The 17663-nt window shown below is 68.4% G+C and carries 10 protein-coding genes; 7 read left to right on the top strand and 3 right to left on the bottom strand.

The features are described 5' to 3' along the window. The first annotated feature begins 18 nt into the window (after positions 1-18). Positions 19-699, top strand: coding sequence for an SMI1/KNR4 family protein (locus I0C86_RS39605; protein WP_196206450.1), 681 nt, complete (start codon positions 19-21; stop codon positions 697-699). A gap of 1194 nt (positions 700-1893) precedes the next feature. On the opposite strand, the gene I0C86_RS39600 is transcribed toward I0C86_RS39605, so the two are convergent. Further along, positions 1894-3024 (bottom strand): LacI family DNA-binding transcriptional regulator, encoded by a 1131-nt coding sequence (locus I0C86_RS39600; protein WP_196206449.1) that lies wholly within the window; start codon positions 3022-3024, stop codon positions 1894-1896. Positions 3025-3589: 565 nt separating this feature from the next. Between I0C86_RS39600 and I0C86_RS39595 the strand changes: the two genes are divergently transcribed. Next, positions 3590-6280, top strand: a complete 2691-nt coding sequence (locus tag I0C86_RS39595; RefSeq protein WP_196206448.1) for an RICIN domain-containing protein — start codon at positions 3590-3592, stop codon at positions 6278-6280. A gap of 560 nt (positions 6281-6840) precedes the next feature. Here the strand turns inward: I0C86_RS39595 and I0C86_RS39590 are convergent. After that, positions 6841-7200 carry a VOC family protein gene (locus I0C86_RS39590; protein WP_323374140.1) on the bottom strand — a complete coding sequence of 120 codons (360 nt, stop codon included), beginning with the start codon at positions 7198-7200 and terminating at the stop codon, positions 6841-6843. A gap of 547 nt (positions 7201-7747) precedes the next feature. Here I0C86_RS39590 and I0C86_RS39585 point away from each other — a divergent pair. From I0C86_RS39585 to I0C86_RS39565, 5 genes are all read left to right on the top strand, one after another. Then, a complete protein-coding gene (locus I0C86_RS39585; protein ID WP_196206446.1) occupies positions 7748-8335 on the top strand; it encodes a hypothetical protein in 588 nt (195 codons plus the stop codon). 104 nt (positions 8336-8439) lie between these two features. After that, positions 8440-9552, top strand: a complete 1113-nt coding sequence (locus I0C86_RS39580) for a hypothetical protein (RefSeq protein WP_196206445.1) — start codon at positions 8440-8442, stop codon at positions 9550-9552. Positions 9553-10346: 794 nt separating this feature from the next. Then, positions 10347-11939 carry an alkaline phosphatase D family protein gene (locus tag I0C86_RS39575; RefSeq protein ID WP_323374139.1) on the top strand — a complete coding sequence of 531 codons (1593 nt, stop codon included), beginning with the start codon at positions 10347-10349 and terminating at the stop codon, positions 11937-11939. Positions 11940-12777: 838 nt separating this feature from the next. After that, positions 12778-14052, top strand: a complete 1275-nt coding sequence (locus I0C86_RS39570; protein ID WP_196206443.1) for a glycosyltransferase — start codon at positions 12778-12780, stop codon at positions 14050-14052. A 436-nt stretch (positions 14053-14488) separates the two neighbouring features. Further along, a complete protein-coding gene (locus tag I0C86_RS39565; RefSeq protein WP_196206442.1) occupies positions 14489-16561 on the top strand; it encodes a hypothetical protein in 2073 nt (690 codons plus the stop codon). Between the two features lie 72 nt (positions 16562-16633). On the opposite strand, the gene I0C86_RS39560 is transcribed toward I0C86_RS39565, so the two are convergent. After that, positions 16634-17663 (bottom strand): tetratricopeptide repeat protein (locus tag I0C86_RS39560; protein WP_196206441.1); only part of this gene is annotated, 1030 nt, incomplete at its 5' end.

Genomic DNA, 17663 nt, shown 5'->3' with positions numbered 1-17663 from the left:
GTGTGGTGTTATCGCTTAGTGGGGTGGAACGAGGCGGCGTATGAGATTCTCGGCGGTTCCGATGAGTCGGCGGAAGCACGTGACGAGCTTGCCGAACTTGAAGGATGGATTGGAGGACCACTCCCGGAGTCCGTCCGCGAGTGGTACCTGCTCGGCGGTGATCGACGTCTGACCTCGATCAGCTCGACCCTGGTCACCCAGACACGGGACTTCACGAGCCCGAGGGTCAGTCGCCTCCTCGACAACGGATACCTCCTGCTAGAGACCGACACCCAGCACTGCTGTCGGTGGGTCGTGGCGGTCTCGGCAGCTCACGGCGACCCACCGGTGTATCTGATCGACCCAAACGACGACACCTGCACGACGCGAAGCCGCTACGCCGCTACGTTCTCCGACTACGCCTTCACAGCATCCTGGGACGCGACCCTCTGGAAGGGAGTGCTGTCGGCCGACTTCGACCATCCCCTTCCACCCGATGCGCTCGACACGCTCAGACTCCGGCTCACAGCACTCCCGACCACCCACGGATGGGCCATGAACCAGGGTTGCGACGCGGTGTACCGATTCAGCGGCCCCGCAAAGGTCGCCGTCGCCGTCACGGGGAGTACGGCTTTGTGGAGCGCGATCGCGGCACCGTCCACCGCTCGACGAGACGCCTTAGCCACGCTGATCGGCGCCACGCCGGGCGACTCACCTTGAACTTCGAATACCTCCGGCCCGGTACGGCTGGCATTGAACGCGTAGATCAAGACGTTGATCTGCCGCAGAGCACGCGTGGCGGCGGCTGCGCACGGGTCACAGAGCGTGGCGACGTACGTTCGGTGCGGCGTCCGATCATGCCGCCGACCGGGCGCGGTGTCGCGCCCGGACGCCGATCACCACGTGTATCGCCCTCCCTCCATTTTGGGCATCCTGCCTTGCGGAATTGAGTGCGGTTGACAAGCGGCGTCGACGTCGGCGGCTGCTGGTGGTGGTGGTCAGGTTTCGAGGGAGGGAGGAAGGCTGGTCATCCGACGAGAGGCCCACACCTGCTGCCAGGACGAGCATTGATCTGATCTAATGCCAGTCGTGTCCAGGCCGGATCAGGAAGACGGGCCCACGGGCCAGCCTCCTCGTGCCGACGCGCCGCAGCGCTCGTCGGCTCCCGGCACCGTTCAGGCCGCTGCAATCCTGCTCTACGTCGGCGGCGCCCTGACAGTGTTGTCCGCGCTGACCGGCCTCGGGTCTGACACCTTGGGCGGTCTGCTGCGGTCCGGGGCGTACGTGTTACTCGGATTGCTATACCTCGGGCTCGCACGTGCCGTGCAGGGAGGCCGGCGGTGGGCGCGGCGAACGGTCCTCGTCCTGTGCGGGGTCGGGGTCGCCCTCGCGGTGGTTCGTCTGGTCGCTTCGGGTGCATCGTCGGCTGTTGGCGCGTTCGCGTGGCCGGCGGTGTATGTGATCCTGCTCAGCACCGACACAGCACGGTCATGGTTCCGCCCCCGCAGGGCTCGGACCCGGCCGCTGACAGAACAGTGCCGCCCGGGTTGAAGAGGGACCGGACGCAATACGGCCTCGGCACAGGAGCGCCCGAATGCTGCGCCCGGCGGTGGCGGAGGTGCCGCCGCCCTTGCCGTCGCCGTCGCCGCCGCATGCGGCCAGCGCGGCACTCAACGACACCGCTCCAGCCGAGGCGAGCAAGGTTCGGCGGCTCACCGGGAACTGTGGGGACGATGTGGCCATGGTGAACTCCGTCAAAACGGCAGAGGGACCGGCGTGCCGGGCAACGGCGTGCTGGGGACAGGGGGGTATCGAGAGAGGTGCGGGTCCGCGCGGGTGCTACCGCCGCTCGTCAGCGACGGCCGGTGCGGGCCTCGGGTGACGTGCCGCCGTAGGTGGACAGACCGACGCTGATCAGGGCCGGGTGGATGGGACTTCGCTGCCGGCGGGCTGACCGTGCGGGCCACCGTGGGCATGGGGGATCGCTCGGCGGCCACGTCCCGGGATCGGCCGGGGCGGCGGTGGTGCCGTCGAGGCGCGGACGACGAGCTCGACCGGTTGGTCGGCCGCCGGTGGAAGCTCGACGTCCGGCTTCTCGATGACGTGTACCAGCAGCGCGAGGCCCTGCCGGGCGACCTCGTCGAACGGCTGCCGCACGGTGGTGAGCGGGGGAGTGACGTAGGCGGCGACCGGGATGTCGTCGAACCCGACGACGCTGATGTCCTCGGGCACCCGGCGCCCGGCCTCGAGCTGCGCGCGGATGAGACCGATCGCCATGTCGTCGTTCGCGGCGAACACCGCGGTCACGGTGCCGTCGCCGGCCAGTTCCCGGCCGGCCGCGTAGCCGGACGCGGCCGACCAGTCGCCCTCGACGACCGGCGGCTCGTCCGCGCCGTGGGCTCGCAGCGCCTCGCGCCAGCCGGCGAGACGGTCCCGTGTCGAATACCACCGCTGCGGGCCGGCCACGTGATGGACGGTCGCGTGCCCCAACTCCAGCAGGTGCTCGGTCGCGGCCCGCGCGAGCAGGCGCGCGCCGACCCTGGCGGTCACCACCTGCGGCGCGGCGAAGTTGGGCGGCGCGCCGAGGACCAGGACCGGCACGTCGACGCTGATGAGGCTGACGCCCTCGTCGATCGGCTCGGAGATGACGACGCCGTCCACGCCCTGGTCCAGCAGCGATGCCAGGGCGCCCGCGATGCCGCCCGGGTCGCCCTCGATCGTGGCGGCCACCCGCAGCGTGTAGCCCACCTCGCGGACCGCCCGCTCGATGCCCACGAGCAGCGACGCTGGCCCGTACAAGGCGCTGCCGAGCGTCACCACGCCGATCGACCGGGTCCGCCCGGAGGCCAGCGCCCGGGCCGCCTGGTTGCGCCGGTAACCGAGCTCCTCGGCGGCGTCCAGGACCCGTCGGCGCATGTCGGCCGAGACATACGGCTCGTCGTTGAGGACCCTGGACACCGTCTTCTGGGAGACGCCGGCCAGCCGCGCGACGTCCACGCTGCGCGGCGTCGGAGGGCTTCCACCCGGCCTCGCCAGTCGCGTCATGGCACCTCCCAACGCCGGCCATAGTCCTGTATGATTGCGCTGTCATGTCTGCGCAATCAGATGCTCGCGGTCAAGAGCCCGCCAACCCGCCCGCGACGCGTGCGAAGCACGTTCCTTACTGACACCCTAACCCCAGTTTCGAACCGAACAAGCCGGGCCGGGCCGCCCGCCGACTTCGTCGGGGATCGCAGTGCTGTCGCATGCCTTCGACGTGCCACGCGGCCGGGCGTCGCACTGGCGAATCGGTTCGCTGCTCGATCGGCGCCGCGTCGGTGGGCCGGCGACACGAAATGCCTGAGCGCGATGCCTAACACGCCGGAATGGTCGTACTCATCGGCCGCCACTTGGAGCCTGCGAGGCGTCAGGAGCAGGAAGTAACCGCCTTGAAACCTTGACTCCACGCTCGATACGCCCGTTAATACATATCTATGTATCCGGGCCGTAACCACCCCTTCCGAGTGGTCGGCGACGCCGGCAGATTTGTCGAAACGGTTCGAGTATCGGCCTTGAGGCTGTGCCCTGAACCGGTGTTGCGGAGCTGGCGGATGAGTCACAGGAGGTTGGCATGCATCGTTCGAACGCCCGCCGGCGCGGCTGGTTGCCGGCAGCGGCTGGAGGGCTGGCCGCAGCCGTGGCCGCCGGGGGCGTGGCCCTGCCGATCCACGGGTCGGCCCTGGCCGCGCCGGGCCCGATGGGGGCCGTGGCGGCCGCCGGTGTTGACGGTGTGGCGGCCGGGAACGCCGCGATCGCCTCGGTCGACCTGAGCGGGACGTGGAGCTTCACGCCCTCGGGTCGGGGGGCGACCTCGATCGCGGTACCCGGTGGCGGCTGGTACAAGCAGGGCTTCACCGACGTGAACGAGGCGGTGTACTCGCGCAGCATCACCGTGCCGGACTCGGGGCAGCCGCAGTCGACCTGGATCGAGTTCGGCGCCGTCAATCACCAGGCGACACTGTCGGTCGACGGCCGCGTGGTCGCCACCCAGACGACGGCGTTCACCCCGTCGAACTTCGACATCAGCGCATACGCGGCGCCCGGCACCACCCACACGATCACGGTGAACGTGAAGGGCCGCGGCGCGTTGAAGGCATCCAACGGCCGGTACCTGGTGCCCGACGCCGCCACGTGGTCCGAGGCGATCCCCCAGGGGATCTTCGGGTCCGCGTTCCTGCGGGTGTACCCGGCGGTGTACGTCAGCGACACATTCGTGCGTACGTCGGTGGCGAACAAGACGCTGACCTACGACGTGACGGTGCGGAACACGTCGGGCAGTTCCCGGTCGGTGACGTTGACCGGGTCGCTGTCGTCCAACAACGGAACGGCTTTCAGCTACCCGGAACTGCCCAGCCGTACGGTCACCGTGGCGGCCCGCTCGACCGTGACCGTGACCGTCGGGCCGGTCGCGTGGAACCTCGACAGCACCTCGTACTGGTGGCCCAACGTGCCGTACCGGTCGGGGTACCGGGCGCAGCTGCACGGGCTGACGGTGCATGCCGTCACCGACGACGGCCGGACGAGCGACGCCGAGTACCGGTTCGGGTTCCGGGAGGCCACCCAGAACGGTGACTACTACTACCTCAACGGCGTGCGCGTGAACTTCCGCGGCGACAACCTCCAGGGTGGCGACTATGACCGGATCAACAACGGCGGCAAGGGCGACGCGTACCACACCCTGCCCGGCTTCCTGCCCCCGTCGTCCGGCAACGGCGGCTGGCCGCAGGCGGTGGACAACTACCAGCGGCTGAACTACAACGTGGTGCGCATCCACCAGGAGCCCGGAAGCCCGTACATGTTGGATGTCGCCGACGAGATGGGCCTGATGATCATCGACGAGGTCGCGATTCGCGGCTCCCAATCCTCGCAGGAGTGGCAGAACTCCGTCGGGCGCGAAAACATGATCAACCACGCCCGTGCGCTGGTCCTGCGCGACCGCAACCACCCCGCGATCATCCGCTGGAGTCAGAACAACGAGCCGAACCAGAGCGGCCAGGATTCCGAACAGTTCGAGAAGGACCTGTACGCGGCGATGAACGGCGCCGACGGCACCCGGCCGATCATTGTCGAGGTGGGCGTCGGCGGGAATGTCAGCCTGTATCCCGGGATGACGTACGCCAACTTCGCGGTGATCCCGCACTACGTCGACGGCTTCGGCAGGTACGGGGAGGGCCTGATCACCGTGAATGGGCGGCCCGACGGCGAGGGCGAGTACATCTGGCCGGCATGCAACAACAAGCAGGGCTTCGAGTGGTTCGCCACGGCAACCCTTGCCAAGCGCGGCAAGGGCGCCACCGACCTGCGCCCGTACACGCTGCTGTCGGCCTGGGCCAGCGTGGTGCCGGGCGTGCGGACCACCGACTTCACCCCGGAGGAGGGCGGCCACCCGATCTACGGAGTGGACAACCTGCCCGACCCGTGGAGCAACGCGCAGATCCAGCGCGTGCAGGCGGCGTTCAACCCGGTGGCCGCGGTCGACCTCCCCTACTGGTCCGCCTCCGGCAATTCGGACTCGAACGGCACCTTCCCGCTGCCGCAGGCGGTACCCAGCTACGCCCGCAACGCCACGGTGACCCGCAACATCACCGTGTTCAACGACGACCTCACCAACGCCTCGGTGGGCTTCACCTGGACCGCCCGGCTCGACAGCCCGACCGGCGCGGTCGTCGCGTCCGGCAGCACCACCCTGACCATCCCACTCGGCTCACGGGTCACCCAACCGGTGTCCTTCACCGCCCCCGCCACCGGCAACCGCGTGTACCTGCAGTTGTCGACCACGAAGTCCGGCAGCACCGTCTTCACCGACGCGGTCGAGTACTTCACCCTCGGCGGAAGCGGCGGAACAGGACCCGCACCAGGCACCTACCGCATCGTCAACCGCAACAGCGGCAAGCCCTTGGCCATCGCCGGCAACTCCACCGCCGACGGCGCCAAGACGGTCCAGCAGAGCGGCACCCCCACCTGGACGATCAGCACCACGCAGGATGCCTACACCCTGCGCTACGCCGCCTCCGGAAAGGTGCTCGACGTCAACGGCGGCAGTACCACGACGGGCCTGCAACTGCAGCAGTGGTCGGCCAATGGCGGCACCAACCAGATGTGGTACCTGCGGCCCACCGGTGACGGCTACTACACCATCGTCGGCCGCAGCAGCGGACTGGCAGCCGACGTCTACGCCGCCTCGACCAGCGACGGGGCGCAGGTCGTGCAGTGGACCGCCAACGGCGGGACCAACCAGCAGTGGCAGTTCGTACCCGCCTGACCAGTGGCAGAGGTGAGTGTCAAGTTCGGCCGCCGGTAACCGGCTGCCGATTGTCGCGCCGACTCGGGGGCACGGTTTGTGCGCCCGAGTCGGCCGCGATCCAATCACGGTGGAACACGAGCTACCGATCCGGACAGACGCCAGCCTGATCCACTCGCTACCCATACGTGAGCCAGGCCCGGGCGTCGCGGCTGAGTGCACGGACGGTCGAACGCGCGTACTGGCAGATGGAGTCCGCTGGCTACTCCCGAACCACCTTGCGGACGCCAACTGAGCCACCGACATGGTCGGGTTCTACGGCCTCGACAACCGCCCCCGACCCACCGGCCGGCTCATTCTGCAAGCCCTTCACGACCTCCGCCTCATCCCCGCCCACCACCAGCAACCACCCAAAATCCCCTACCCCGGATGGCTACACGCCCAACTGCTCTGCGAGCGAGTACGCCGACCGCTGACCGGGTACCCGTCACCTGCCTGCGGTGGAGGGTCTGACCACGGTTACGGCGCGGTGGGCTCGGCGTCGGGGTGGCCGAGCAGGAGAGAACGGGGGCCCGGCCGTCTCACTCATCGGCTTCGAGGGCGAAGGTATTGCCGTCTGGATCCTTGAACCATGCGATGCGTCCACCGCCGGCCCGAGCGGTGATTCCCTTGGCGTCGTGTTCGAACTGGTCGTAGCGGATGAACTCGACACCGGACGAGACAAGTTCGTCAACGATCTGATCGATGTCGTCGACGTACCATGTCGCCAGTGTCGCCGGGGTCTTCCCAGCAGTGACCGACTGGTACACATTCAGTGCCGGCACGCCACCAGAACCATAGACGCGGCTGCCGTCGGCGATGCTTGCGCTGGGGCCGGACTGCAGCGCCGGTAGCCCCAGTTTGCCTTCGTAGAACGCGACCGCCCGCTGTATGTCAGACACGGCGATCGAAGTTCTGAGGTGATGCGTGCTCAACGGCATGAACCACTGTCGCACACGCGGGTGGGCCGGGCCGGCCAAGGCGCTTCTCGAAGGCCTCGGCGAGTCCGTGGGACCACCCGCACTCCGGCGTATCGGCCGTCGACGGCACGGCAGGTAGGCCACGAGGCGTGACGACGCCGCCTGGGCAGGTTGCGGGTCTGCTGGACCACCCACTGGCCGGCGGGGTGCCCGGTGATGCCTGGTAGGTGGACCTGTCGTGTGGCCACCTCCATGACCACCAGCACGTACAGGCGTCGCAGCATGATCGTGTCGATCCAACCGCCGGTGCCAGTTCAGCAACGTCGCTGGGGTGACGATCCGGTGTGTTCGTATCCGGCGGGGCAGTAGGCGGGCGAGGGCGGACAGGATTGCCCGGTCTGGCCAGGACAGCCGCGGGCGGCCACGGATCTGCCGGTTAGCGCCCGACCTCGCCAGCGTCCTGCCAGGAGGAGCAGGTGCCAGCCTCAGTGCTGACCCATCGGCGGATCGCCATGGAAGGATGACCTCTGTGACAGCCGTCAGAGGGCTACTCCTCTTCGTCATTGTGGGCGTACTCGCGATGGTCGGCGCCGTCCTGGCGAACTGGATCCCTCGGCCTGCGGCAGTGCGGACCCGTTGGGCACTGGCTGGTCTGGCCGGGGTGGTGCTGGCGAGCGCGGTCCTCGGCCTGCTGACGGGGGACCGGCACGAGGCGCTTGGCCGGGTGCCGTTGACAGACTGGGTGGCAGACGTCAACAAGATCTGCGTAGCCGTAGACCCTCGGGCGGAGGATGCACGCAAGCGCGGCGAAGACGCGAACAACTCGCAGTCCCAACCGGAACGCCTTGCGGCTCTGCGGGATCTGAGAGCCGCGCATTCCGACCTACACAAGGAGGTCAGCGCCCTCCCCCTGCCCTCGGACCCGAACGACAGAGACACGGCGAAGGACTGGCTCGACGTGTACGGCGTCCGACTCGATCGGTTGACGGACTTCGTGAAGCTCATGGAGGGGTCTCCACAGGACGCGTTCGCGATAGGACAGGCGGCACAGTTGTATGCCGAGGCGACCACAACGGCAAGGCGCAAGAGCGAGGCCCTGAAAATCTCCTGTGCATAGTCGACCGTGGCTTGTACGGTGCCGGAGACCGCCACGGTGGTCTGCGCGTACATCATGGTCGACGGCGGCCTGTTGGGCACCGAAGCTGTTCGGGGGAGCGATCGATGCGACGGTTGGGCGCCATACTGATGGTTCTCGCACTGACCGGCGGGCTGGTCGCCTGCGGTGCCGACGAGGACGCCGGGCCGCCCCCGGTCCCTGACACATTCGTCGTCGAGGGCACGTCCCGGCTGTCGGATCCATTCGGCGACGTCGAGCTTGAGTCGTGGGAATTTCCCTATTTCGCCGTCCTGACCGGTACGGAGTACGCGGTCGCGTTGAGTCGTTACGCCGTGGCCACCGAGCTGAACGAAGAGGCGATCCACGAGCTGCACCTGCGAGGCGATACGAGAAACCCGCCCTGGCGGGCCGGTAAGGGCCGAGAGTTCCTGTTGGTCCACCTGATCGAGCCCAAGGATCGGAAGAGCCCTACTTCCACCCGGTTCCCGACCGCGGCGGTGTTGGTGGACGGCCAGGCTCGGCAACTCGGTGAGACCGCAGTGCGGCCGAACGCGATCATCGTCGTGTCGGTACCGACCGGAGCGGACGCCACTCTCGCCGTCACCGAGGCCGGGCAGACCCAGTCGATCAGCCTTCGTACCGGCAAGCTCGTCGGCCCGTCGCCGAAGCCGACGACGCCGAAGCCGACGACACCGAGCCCGTCCTCGCAGCCTGCGGTCGGGCCGGTCCTGGCCGGCAAGGCGCGGCTGGCGGACTACGTGGCCGTCCCCGGCCACGGGCCGGGTCTGGGCTGGGACGCCCTGATCGACGTCTCGATCGAGGTGGAGGTGCGGCCCCACGACGAGGAACGGGGCCAGGCCCCGGCCGGCGCCCTGTGGGCGCACGTCGAGGTGAAGCTCTCCGGCAACCCCACGTATGTCACGTTCAACATAGACCTGCCCCGGAGCCTGACCATCCGGACCGCCGGCGGGCAGGTACTGCGGATCCCGGCCGGAACGAAGATGCGGATGCCGAACTTCCTGATGGTCCCGGGGGTGGTGCCGGATCCGACGCTGACGGTTCCGGACACCTGGTCCATGCTCTTCCAGGTGCCAAAGAAGACACGGAAGTTGTCGGTGACCTACCGCACCCGGGGCAACGCCATCGACAGCAAGGGTAAGAAGGTGACGTTCAACCGACGCGAGAGCCTGAACAGCGGCACCATCACGCTGAAGTGACGGCTGTTCGGCCCTGGCCGTACCCGCGTGTCGGTCGCTGCCGCAGATGACGACTACTCGAGTGCGGATCCGTCGCCGAATATCCATCCGGGGTACCGCTCGCCGAGGTACCCGACGTGGGTCCCCGCAGGCCCGTCCAGCGGGAGCGTTGAAGGATCCCGGCCCTCCAGGCTGTCGTCATGACGGCGCGTCACGGAGTCATCGACCTGGATGTGCCTGATGACCGTCTGGGCGCCGATGACGGGAGCGGGCCTGCGGGGGCCTGGGAACGACGAAAGGCTGCCCTGTACCTGACCGCCGTCTTCGTACTGGGCGTGACGCTCGGCGGCGTCGGCGGCGTTGATCGCATCCGGTGTCTTCGAGGTCCATCGCGAGGTTCCGGGCGGCCTGGGTGACCCCGCGGGTGCCGAGAATCGCGTCCGTGCTGGTCAGGCGACGTTCCCGCCGTGGTCCGGTTCTACGACGCACTGCTCGATCGCTTCCCGCCGCTAGAGAGTCTCAGCGACGATGACATCGACCGGCTCGTTGACCATGCTTGCGGCTCGTCGCTTGTGACTGTCCGGTCCAGACACTCGGATGGCCACCGATGGACTGCGAGTCCTCTATATCCGGCGCACCGCCCGCCGGCACCGTCCGGCAGGTACGTCGGCAACGCCGCGCCCAGCGACGAGCACTCGGGCGGGGTGGTGCCGATGTTCTCCACGACCGGTGTGCGGCCCGTGGCAATTCGCGGTGAACGGAGATTTACGTTCATGTTGTCGTGCCGGTCGGATCGAACTGTCACACTCCACGCCGTGGCTCTTCTGGTGAACCGTCGGCAGGTGTTGACCGGGGCGGCCACGGCCGCTGGCACGACCGTGCTCGCGGTGGCCGCGCAACGGGCGAGGCCCGCCCACGGCGCCGACACCACGGCGCCGTTCCTGTTGGGTGTGGCAAGCGGCGACCCGCTGCCGGACGGTGTGGTCCTCTGGACACGGCTGATCCGGGACCGGTACGCGGCCTGGTCCGGCCGTCCGGTGCCTGTCGGCTGGCAGGTCGCCCGGGACGAGCGGTTCCGTCGGGTGGAGCGTTCCGGCGTCGCGGTGGCCGACCCGCGGCTCGCCCACTCCGTGCATGTGGACGTGCGGGGGTTGGAACCGGGGCGGGAATACTTCTACCGCTTCCGTGTGGCCGGGCAGGTCAGCCCGGTCGGCCGTACCCGGACCGCTCCGCACCCGTTCTCGCGGCCGGACCGGTTGCGCTTCGCTGTGGCAAGCTGCCAGGACCTCCAGAACGGCTACTGGCCGGCGTACTGGGCGCTGGCCGACGAGGACCTCGACGTGGTGCTCCACCTCGGCGACTATATCTACGAGTACGACCCGAACAGCCGGTTTCCGGACCGGGCCCATGTCGCGCCGCAGACTCTCGGCCTCGACCAGTTGCGCACCCTCGACGACTATCGGAACCGGCACGCCCAGTACAAGAGCGACCCCGCGCTGCGCGCCGCGCACGCCGCCGCCGCGTTCGTGGTGACCTGGGACGACCACGAGACCGAGAACGGCTACGCCGATCTGGTCGACGAGTTGGACGGCGGCCCTGCCCACCAGAACCCGTACGAGTTCGCCCGGCAGCGGGCGGCCGCGTACCAGGCGTACTACGAGCACATGCCGATCCGGGCGCACCTGCGCCCCGGCAGCGACGGCCTGCGCATCTACCGCCGGTTCGACTTCGGCCGGCTCGCCCGGGTCAGCGTGCTCGACACCCGCCAGTACCGCACCGACCAGCCCGGCACGGGCGATCTGGGTCCGGAGCAGCCGGGCCGCGACAATGTCACCGGTACGCTGACCGGCGACGCCCAGGAGCGATGGCTCACACAGGGACTGGTGCACTCGTACGCCCGGTGGAACGTGATCGCGCAGCAGGTCATGATGAGCCGGGTCCGATTCCCGAACCCGACCGGACCAGTGCCGCCCTCCGTGGTCAACCTCGACCAGTGGGACGGTTACCTGCCGCAGCGCGACCGGCTCCTGCGGCTGCTGTCCGACGCGCGGGTCGCCAACCCCGTGGTGCTGGCCGGTGACATCCACTCGACCTGGATCAGTGACCTGAAGCTCGACTTCGACGACCCGGCGTCGCCGACCGTCGCCACGGAGTTCGTCGGTACGTCGATCAGCTCCGACTTCCCGGCCGCGTTCGACGCGCCGATCAAGCAGGCCAACCCGATCCTGAACCCGCACGTGCGCTACTTCGACGGCCTCGGTCGCGGCTACCTGCGTTGCGACGTCCGGCCGGACTCCTGGCGTACGGATGTGCGGGTGGTGGAGACCATCGAGCGGCGCGAGTCGCCGGTGCGGACCTCCGCGTCCTTCGTCGTGGAGAACGGACGGCCCGGCGTCATTCCCGGCTGAGGCCACCACCGTGTCACGAACCTCCAATATTCTGACAACGGCGCGTTTGCCTGATGGTGCAGGTAGGGCAGTCAGGGCACAGCCCCGCCGCTCGATGGAGGACCCGCCCGGTTTGCGTTCGCCGGGTTCCGGTTCCCACCATGGGGCCAAGGGATCGAGGAGGCCCGCGGCAGGTGGCGGAGCTGGTCGATGTACCGGGTTGGTTCATCCCTGCCGCGATCGCCGGGCGTACGGTGCTCAAGCTGGTCGACCCGCCGGCTACGCCGGCTGCTTCAGGCCGATCAGGGTGCCGGCCGGTCTGGAAGTGCTGGACTACCGACACCCCGTACGACCCTGACCGGAACCGAGCATTCCAGCAGATACTAAACCAAGATCGACAAACGGCGGCTTGATATAGGGCAATTCATTGCCGCTCTCCCGCGGGATTGCCCGACATCAGGCAGTGGTCGTTGCCGCAGTAGCCCGTTGCGGTTTGTCATCTGACAGCGTAGGCTAACGGAATATATCGAGATCGGTCTATTGATTTCGACCTGGGTAGTTCAGCGATGCGCGGACTACCGCCCCTGAGCAACCGCGTACGCGTCGACGGTCAGCTCAGGCACTCCTCGCCTATCCCAGGTTAATGTCGCATGCCTCACGGCATTCGGATGTCTTACCGAACTTCGCCGATCGGTTCGGCTGGCGGTTCGCCGCACCATCCGCCCCGGCCTCCTCGGCGACGCATTCTGGGTCCTGCCTGCCGGTGGTTACCCGATCCGACGACGAAGGGAAGAATCGCTATGAGTAAGAGGCGTATGCGGTGACCGCTGTACCGGTTCCCCGTTGGGTTCGGCAGCCCGTGAGTTACGACCGTCCGCTGCTGGTCCACGTCAACACCACCTCGACCGGCGGTGGGGTCGCCGAGTTGCTCCACCGGCTCATCCCGGCACAGAACGACGACGGCACCGCAGTCGGGTGGGCTGTGGTCTCTGGCAATCCGGAGTTCTTCGCCCTGACCAAGACCCTGCACCACCTGCTGCACGGGAAGGGGGATCCCACACCGCTGGCCGGTGTCGACGCAGGGACGCTGTACCGGTCGGTGCTACGGCCGCAGGGCCTCTGGCTTGCCGGGCAGCTACGGGAGGGTGACACCGTCGCCCTGCACGACCCGCAGACGCTGGGGATGGCCCCCATGCTGGCCGCGCGCGGGATCCGAGTCGTATGGCACTGCCACATCGGCACGACCGACAGGTCAGCAACCAAGCCGGATTACGTGTGGCGGTTTCTCGCCCCCGAATTCGATGACGTGGACGTCGTGCTGGCCACCCGACCCGAGTTCGGTCCGCCGAGGTTCGCCCGGCGACGGCACGTCGTCGCCCCGGCGATCGACCCCGACTCGCCGAAGAACCGGCCGCTTACCGCCGCCGAGGTCGACGCGCTGCTTGGCGGGATCGGGCTGGTCGGACCGGCGGCCGGAGACGACTTGTCCGCCACGCTTGACCAGGTCGGGCCGGTGCCGCCGAATGCGCCGATCGTGCTGCAGGTGTCGCGGTGGGACCCGCTGAAGGACATGATTGGAGTGCTGCGCTGCCTGCCTGGCCTGCCGCAGGACGTCCACCTGGTGTTGGCCGGGCCGGATCCGTATGAGGTGACGGACGATCCGGAGGGAGTCGTGGTCTTGGCGGAGGTCCGCGCCGCGTACCGCGATCTGCCTGAGCCCGAGCGGCGGCGGGTGCATCTGGTGAACCTGTCGATGCGGGATCCCGAGCGGAACGCCCTGCTTATTAACGCCCTGCAACGGCGGGCCGACGTGGTGCTGCAGAAGAGCCTTGAGGAGGGCTTCGGCCTGACCGTCACCGAAGCCATGCACAAGTATCGTCCGGTGGTGGCGTCGGCGGTCGGCGGCCTGGCCCTGCAGGTGGTCGACGGGGAAACCGGGTTGCTCGTCGACCCGACCGATTACGCGGGCGTGGCCGCCGCCGTACGCCGCCTGCTCGTCGATCGTGACCTTTGCCGCCGGCTCGGCGCCCAGGCGGCAGCCGAGGTGGCACGTCGCTACCACATTTCACGACTGGTCGCGGACTACCGCCAGGTGGTCCGCCAACTGCAGACAGGAGAGGAAGTCTTCTCCTGATCGCGTAGGACGACGTCGCATCCCACAGACGCGGCCGCCGCCGTCCGGCGTGACGGCCAGGTGGAACTTCGCTGCCGTGGTTGCCGACGGTGAGCCGCGCCTCCCGCGAAGCGAGTCTGGCCGTGAGTCGCACCCGAGTCGGGCTGCCGTGCTGCGGCCGTTCGTCAGGCCCTCCTGGGCGGTGCGCAACAGGGCCGTGAGTGTCTTCACGTCGAAAGACGGCGTGTTCCTCGCCAGTCACCGCCACGTCGATGGTCGGGCCATCGACGTGGCGGGCTGCGGTAGACGCCAACTCCGGCGCAACTCCTCGACCTCGGCCGTGGACCAGCGCCGCGTCGAGGCAGGTATGGGTTCGTATGGGATTTCCCCACCCGGCCTGCCGCCACGCGACTCTCATCACCAAGGCCCGCCACGGGGCGGACGCCAGGTGGTTCACATGCTCTGGGAGGAATCGATGATGAGGCTGCTACCGCGTAGACATCGAGCACGGCTCGGTCTGATAGGCATCACGACCGCGGCGGTCCTGCTGACGATGGCGCCCCGCATCGGCGGAGAGGGAGAGCCGTCCGGCACTCAGGAAGAGCTCAAAGCCTGGCATTCTAGGATGGTCGAGGCATCGCAGCCATCGGCGCACGGGTGCTTCACCGGGGCCTATCCCGCGGTGATGTGGTGGGAGACCGCCTGTGTGGACCCGCCGTCGGTCCCGATGTCCCCGAAACATGTACCGGCCGCGCGGCGGGACGTGGGTGGCGGGATCAGCGTCGTGACGGAGAGGCCTCCGGGCGCCGGTCCCATCACTCACGCGTACGGCACGTTCGAAGAGGTCCATCTCCCACAGGCACTACGCGTGGATTCCGTCCCGCCCAGAGCCCAGCCTGGAGAACCGCCCAGCGGGCCGGTGATGGCGAACAGCTACTCGCTCCAGCTCAACACCAACTACCTCAGGGTCGAGGAGTGCGGCGATTCACCGGCCCCCGCGGGGTGCTGGGGCTGGAAGCAGTTCGTCTTCGCCAACGACGGCAGTAAGCAGGACGCCGAGAATCCGCCTGCAGGTCCCAGCAGGCTCTACGTCGAGTACTGGTTGCTGCATTACAACCCGGACACGAGCCAGGGCCAGACCTGCCCTACGGGTTGGGAGGAGGTCCCGGACGACGGTGAGATCCACTGCTCGCTGAAACGCAACGCGGGGGAGCTCCCGTACGTCCCGATCGTGAACATTGACAAGGAAAGCTTCCGGCTGGAGGCCTCGACGGAAACGGTTGACGGGGAGGTCGTCGACAAGGTCAGGTTCAACAATGGGGACAGGAACATCTATTCGGCGAGTGGTGTGGACATCCTCCACGTCCTGCCGCCGGAGCCGGGCGAGCCGGACCCGGGATGGACGCAGGTCGAGTTCAACGTGTTCGGCTATGGCGAGGGATCCACCGCAACCTTCAACCAGCAGGCGAGTTTCAACCTCCGCACCACGATAGTGGACGGCAGCCCCGCCAAGCCCAAGTGCCGGGACTTCGGCTTCAGCAAGGAGAGGAACAACCTCAACTTCGGACCTCCGGGCCCGGTCGCCACGTCCCCGGCACCAGCCCTCATCATCAACGAGTCGCGCCAGGGTCCGGCGTCGGTAGCCTGCGCTGTCGCCGTGGCTGTCGGCGACACCCACCAGTACACCTTCGCCGGTACGTTCTACGACTTCCAGGCTACGGGTGATTTCGTCGAGGCACGGGCCGGTTCCACGTTCGAGGTGCAGACACGCAAGGAGTCCGGTGCCCCGAACTGGCCCAACACGTCGGTCGACAAGTCAGTCGGCGTGAGGATGGGCAACTCCAGGCTGGCGGTGTGCGGCGGGACGCGCCTGGTGGTGAACGGGGCGAACACCAGCCTGCCCTCCGGCGAGGCACTGCTGCTTCCCACCGGAGTGACGATCGACCGCGTCAACAACGTCTACACCTTCAGAGACCCGTCCGGCAACAGCGTCCGCGTCACCGCCGTCAACGGCAACGTCCCGTACATCGACCTGGGCATCGGCCTCGGGCCTGAGACGGCGGCGGCGCGTGGCCTGCTGGGCAACCACAACGGTGACCCCCACTATCTCGAAACCAGCGACGGCACCCCCATGCTCGTCCCGCTTTCCTTCGTCGACCTCTACCAGGTGTTCGGCAACAGCTGGCGGGTCAGCCCCACCGCCACACTGCTGCGTCCCTGCGACACCGTCGGCGTGGGCAACCCGACAGCGCCGTTCTATGCCGGCAACCTCGGTACGGATGTCCGTCAGCAGGCGCGGAACTTCTGCGTCGCGCGGGGCGTCGACCCGCTGTGGCTTGACACGTGCTCCCTGGACGTCGCGGTGCTCGGCGCCAACGCCACAACCGTCTATGTTGGACTTCGCGCACCCGTGGTGGACGCCAACCCCAAGCAACTACCCATTCCCTGCGTACCTTCGACCACGCATCCCACCTGTCCGACACCGATATGCGTACCCGGAGCGGCGGGATGTCCCAGGCCCGGCAACTAACGGGACCACCTCCGTAACACGCGAGAGCCCCGGGGGTGGGAGCCACCGACCGGGCATCCCCGGGGATCTCGCTCAGGTGCGGATGCCGGCGTTGTCGAGGGCGGCGAGGCAGGCTCGGATCTGATCGGCTTCGGGAGTGCCGAGGTCGGTGTAGAGGGCCAAGGCGTGGTGGTAGTGATCCTGGGCCTGGTGGGGGTGGTCAAGGGCGCGGTATGCGTTGGCGAGCCCGGCGTGGGCGCGGGCCTGCTGGTCCCGGGCGCCGATATCGGCGGCGATGGCGTGGGCGGCGGTGTGCTGGGTGAGCGCGTCTGCGGGGTGGCCGGCGGCGAGCTCGGTCTCGCCGAGGCCGTTCAGCGCCCATGCTTCGCCGTGTCGGTCGCCGGTCACCCGCAGGATCGTCAGGGCATGCTGGTGATACTCGGCGGCCCTGGTGAACTGTCCGAGACCGGTGTGCAGCGTGCCCAGGCCGTCCAGGGTCCAGGCTTCACCGTTGCGGTGACCGGCCTGGCGGAACAGGGTGAGCGCCTGGGCGAGGTGTGCGGCGGCGGCCCCGTACCGGCCCGACCTCGTGTCGACCTCCGCGAGGTTGGCCAGCGACACCGCCTCGCCGGTCCGGTCTCCGGTCTGTCGGTACAGGGTGAGCGCCTGTCGAAGGTGCTTGGCCGCTTTGCGGTAGTGCCCCAGCCGCTGTTCGACGTCGCCGAGGTTGGTCAGTGTGCGGGCCTGGCTGACCTGGTCGCCGGCCCGCAGGTGCAGGGTCCGGGCGTGCGCGAAGTGGGCGGCGGCCTCGCGGTAGTGCCCCAGCCGCTGTTCGGCGACGCCGAGGTTGGTCTGGGTTCGGGCCTGCCCGGACCCGTCGCCGGCCCGCCTGAACAGGTGCAGGGCCTCCGTGAAGTGTTCGGCGGCGATCTGGTACCGGCCGACCCAGAGGTGGGCGACGCCGAGGTCGGTCAGGGCGTGGGCCTGTTCGGTGATGTCACCGGTGTGCCTGGCCGCGTGGTGAGCGTGGCTGTGGACGGTGACGGCGTCGCTGTTGTGGCCGCCGGCGAGGTAGCGGTAGAGGATGCGGGAGAGGCGGGTGGTGTGGGTGGGCCAGCCATGG

Origin of the sequence: Plantactinospora alkalitolerans (assembly GCF_015690345.1) — a bacterium.
Classification (GTDB): Bacteria; Actinomycetota; Actinomycetes; order Mycobacteriales; family Micromonosporaceae; genus Plantactinospora; species Plantactinospora alkalitolerans.
The sequence above is the reverse complement of the archived record's forward strand: the minus strand, read 5'-3'. Positions and strand labels throughout refer to the sequence as shown.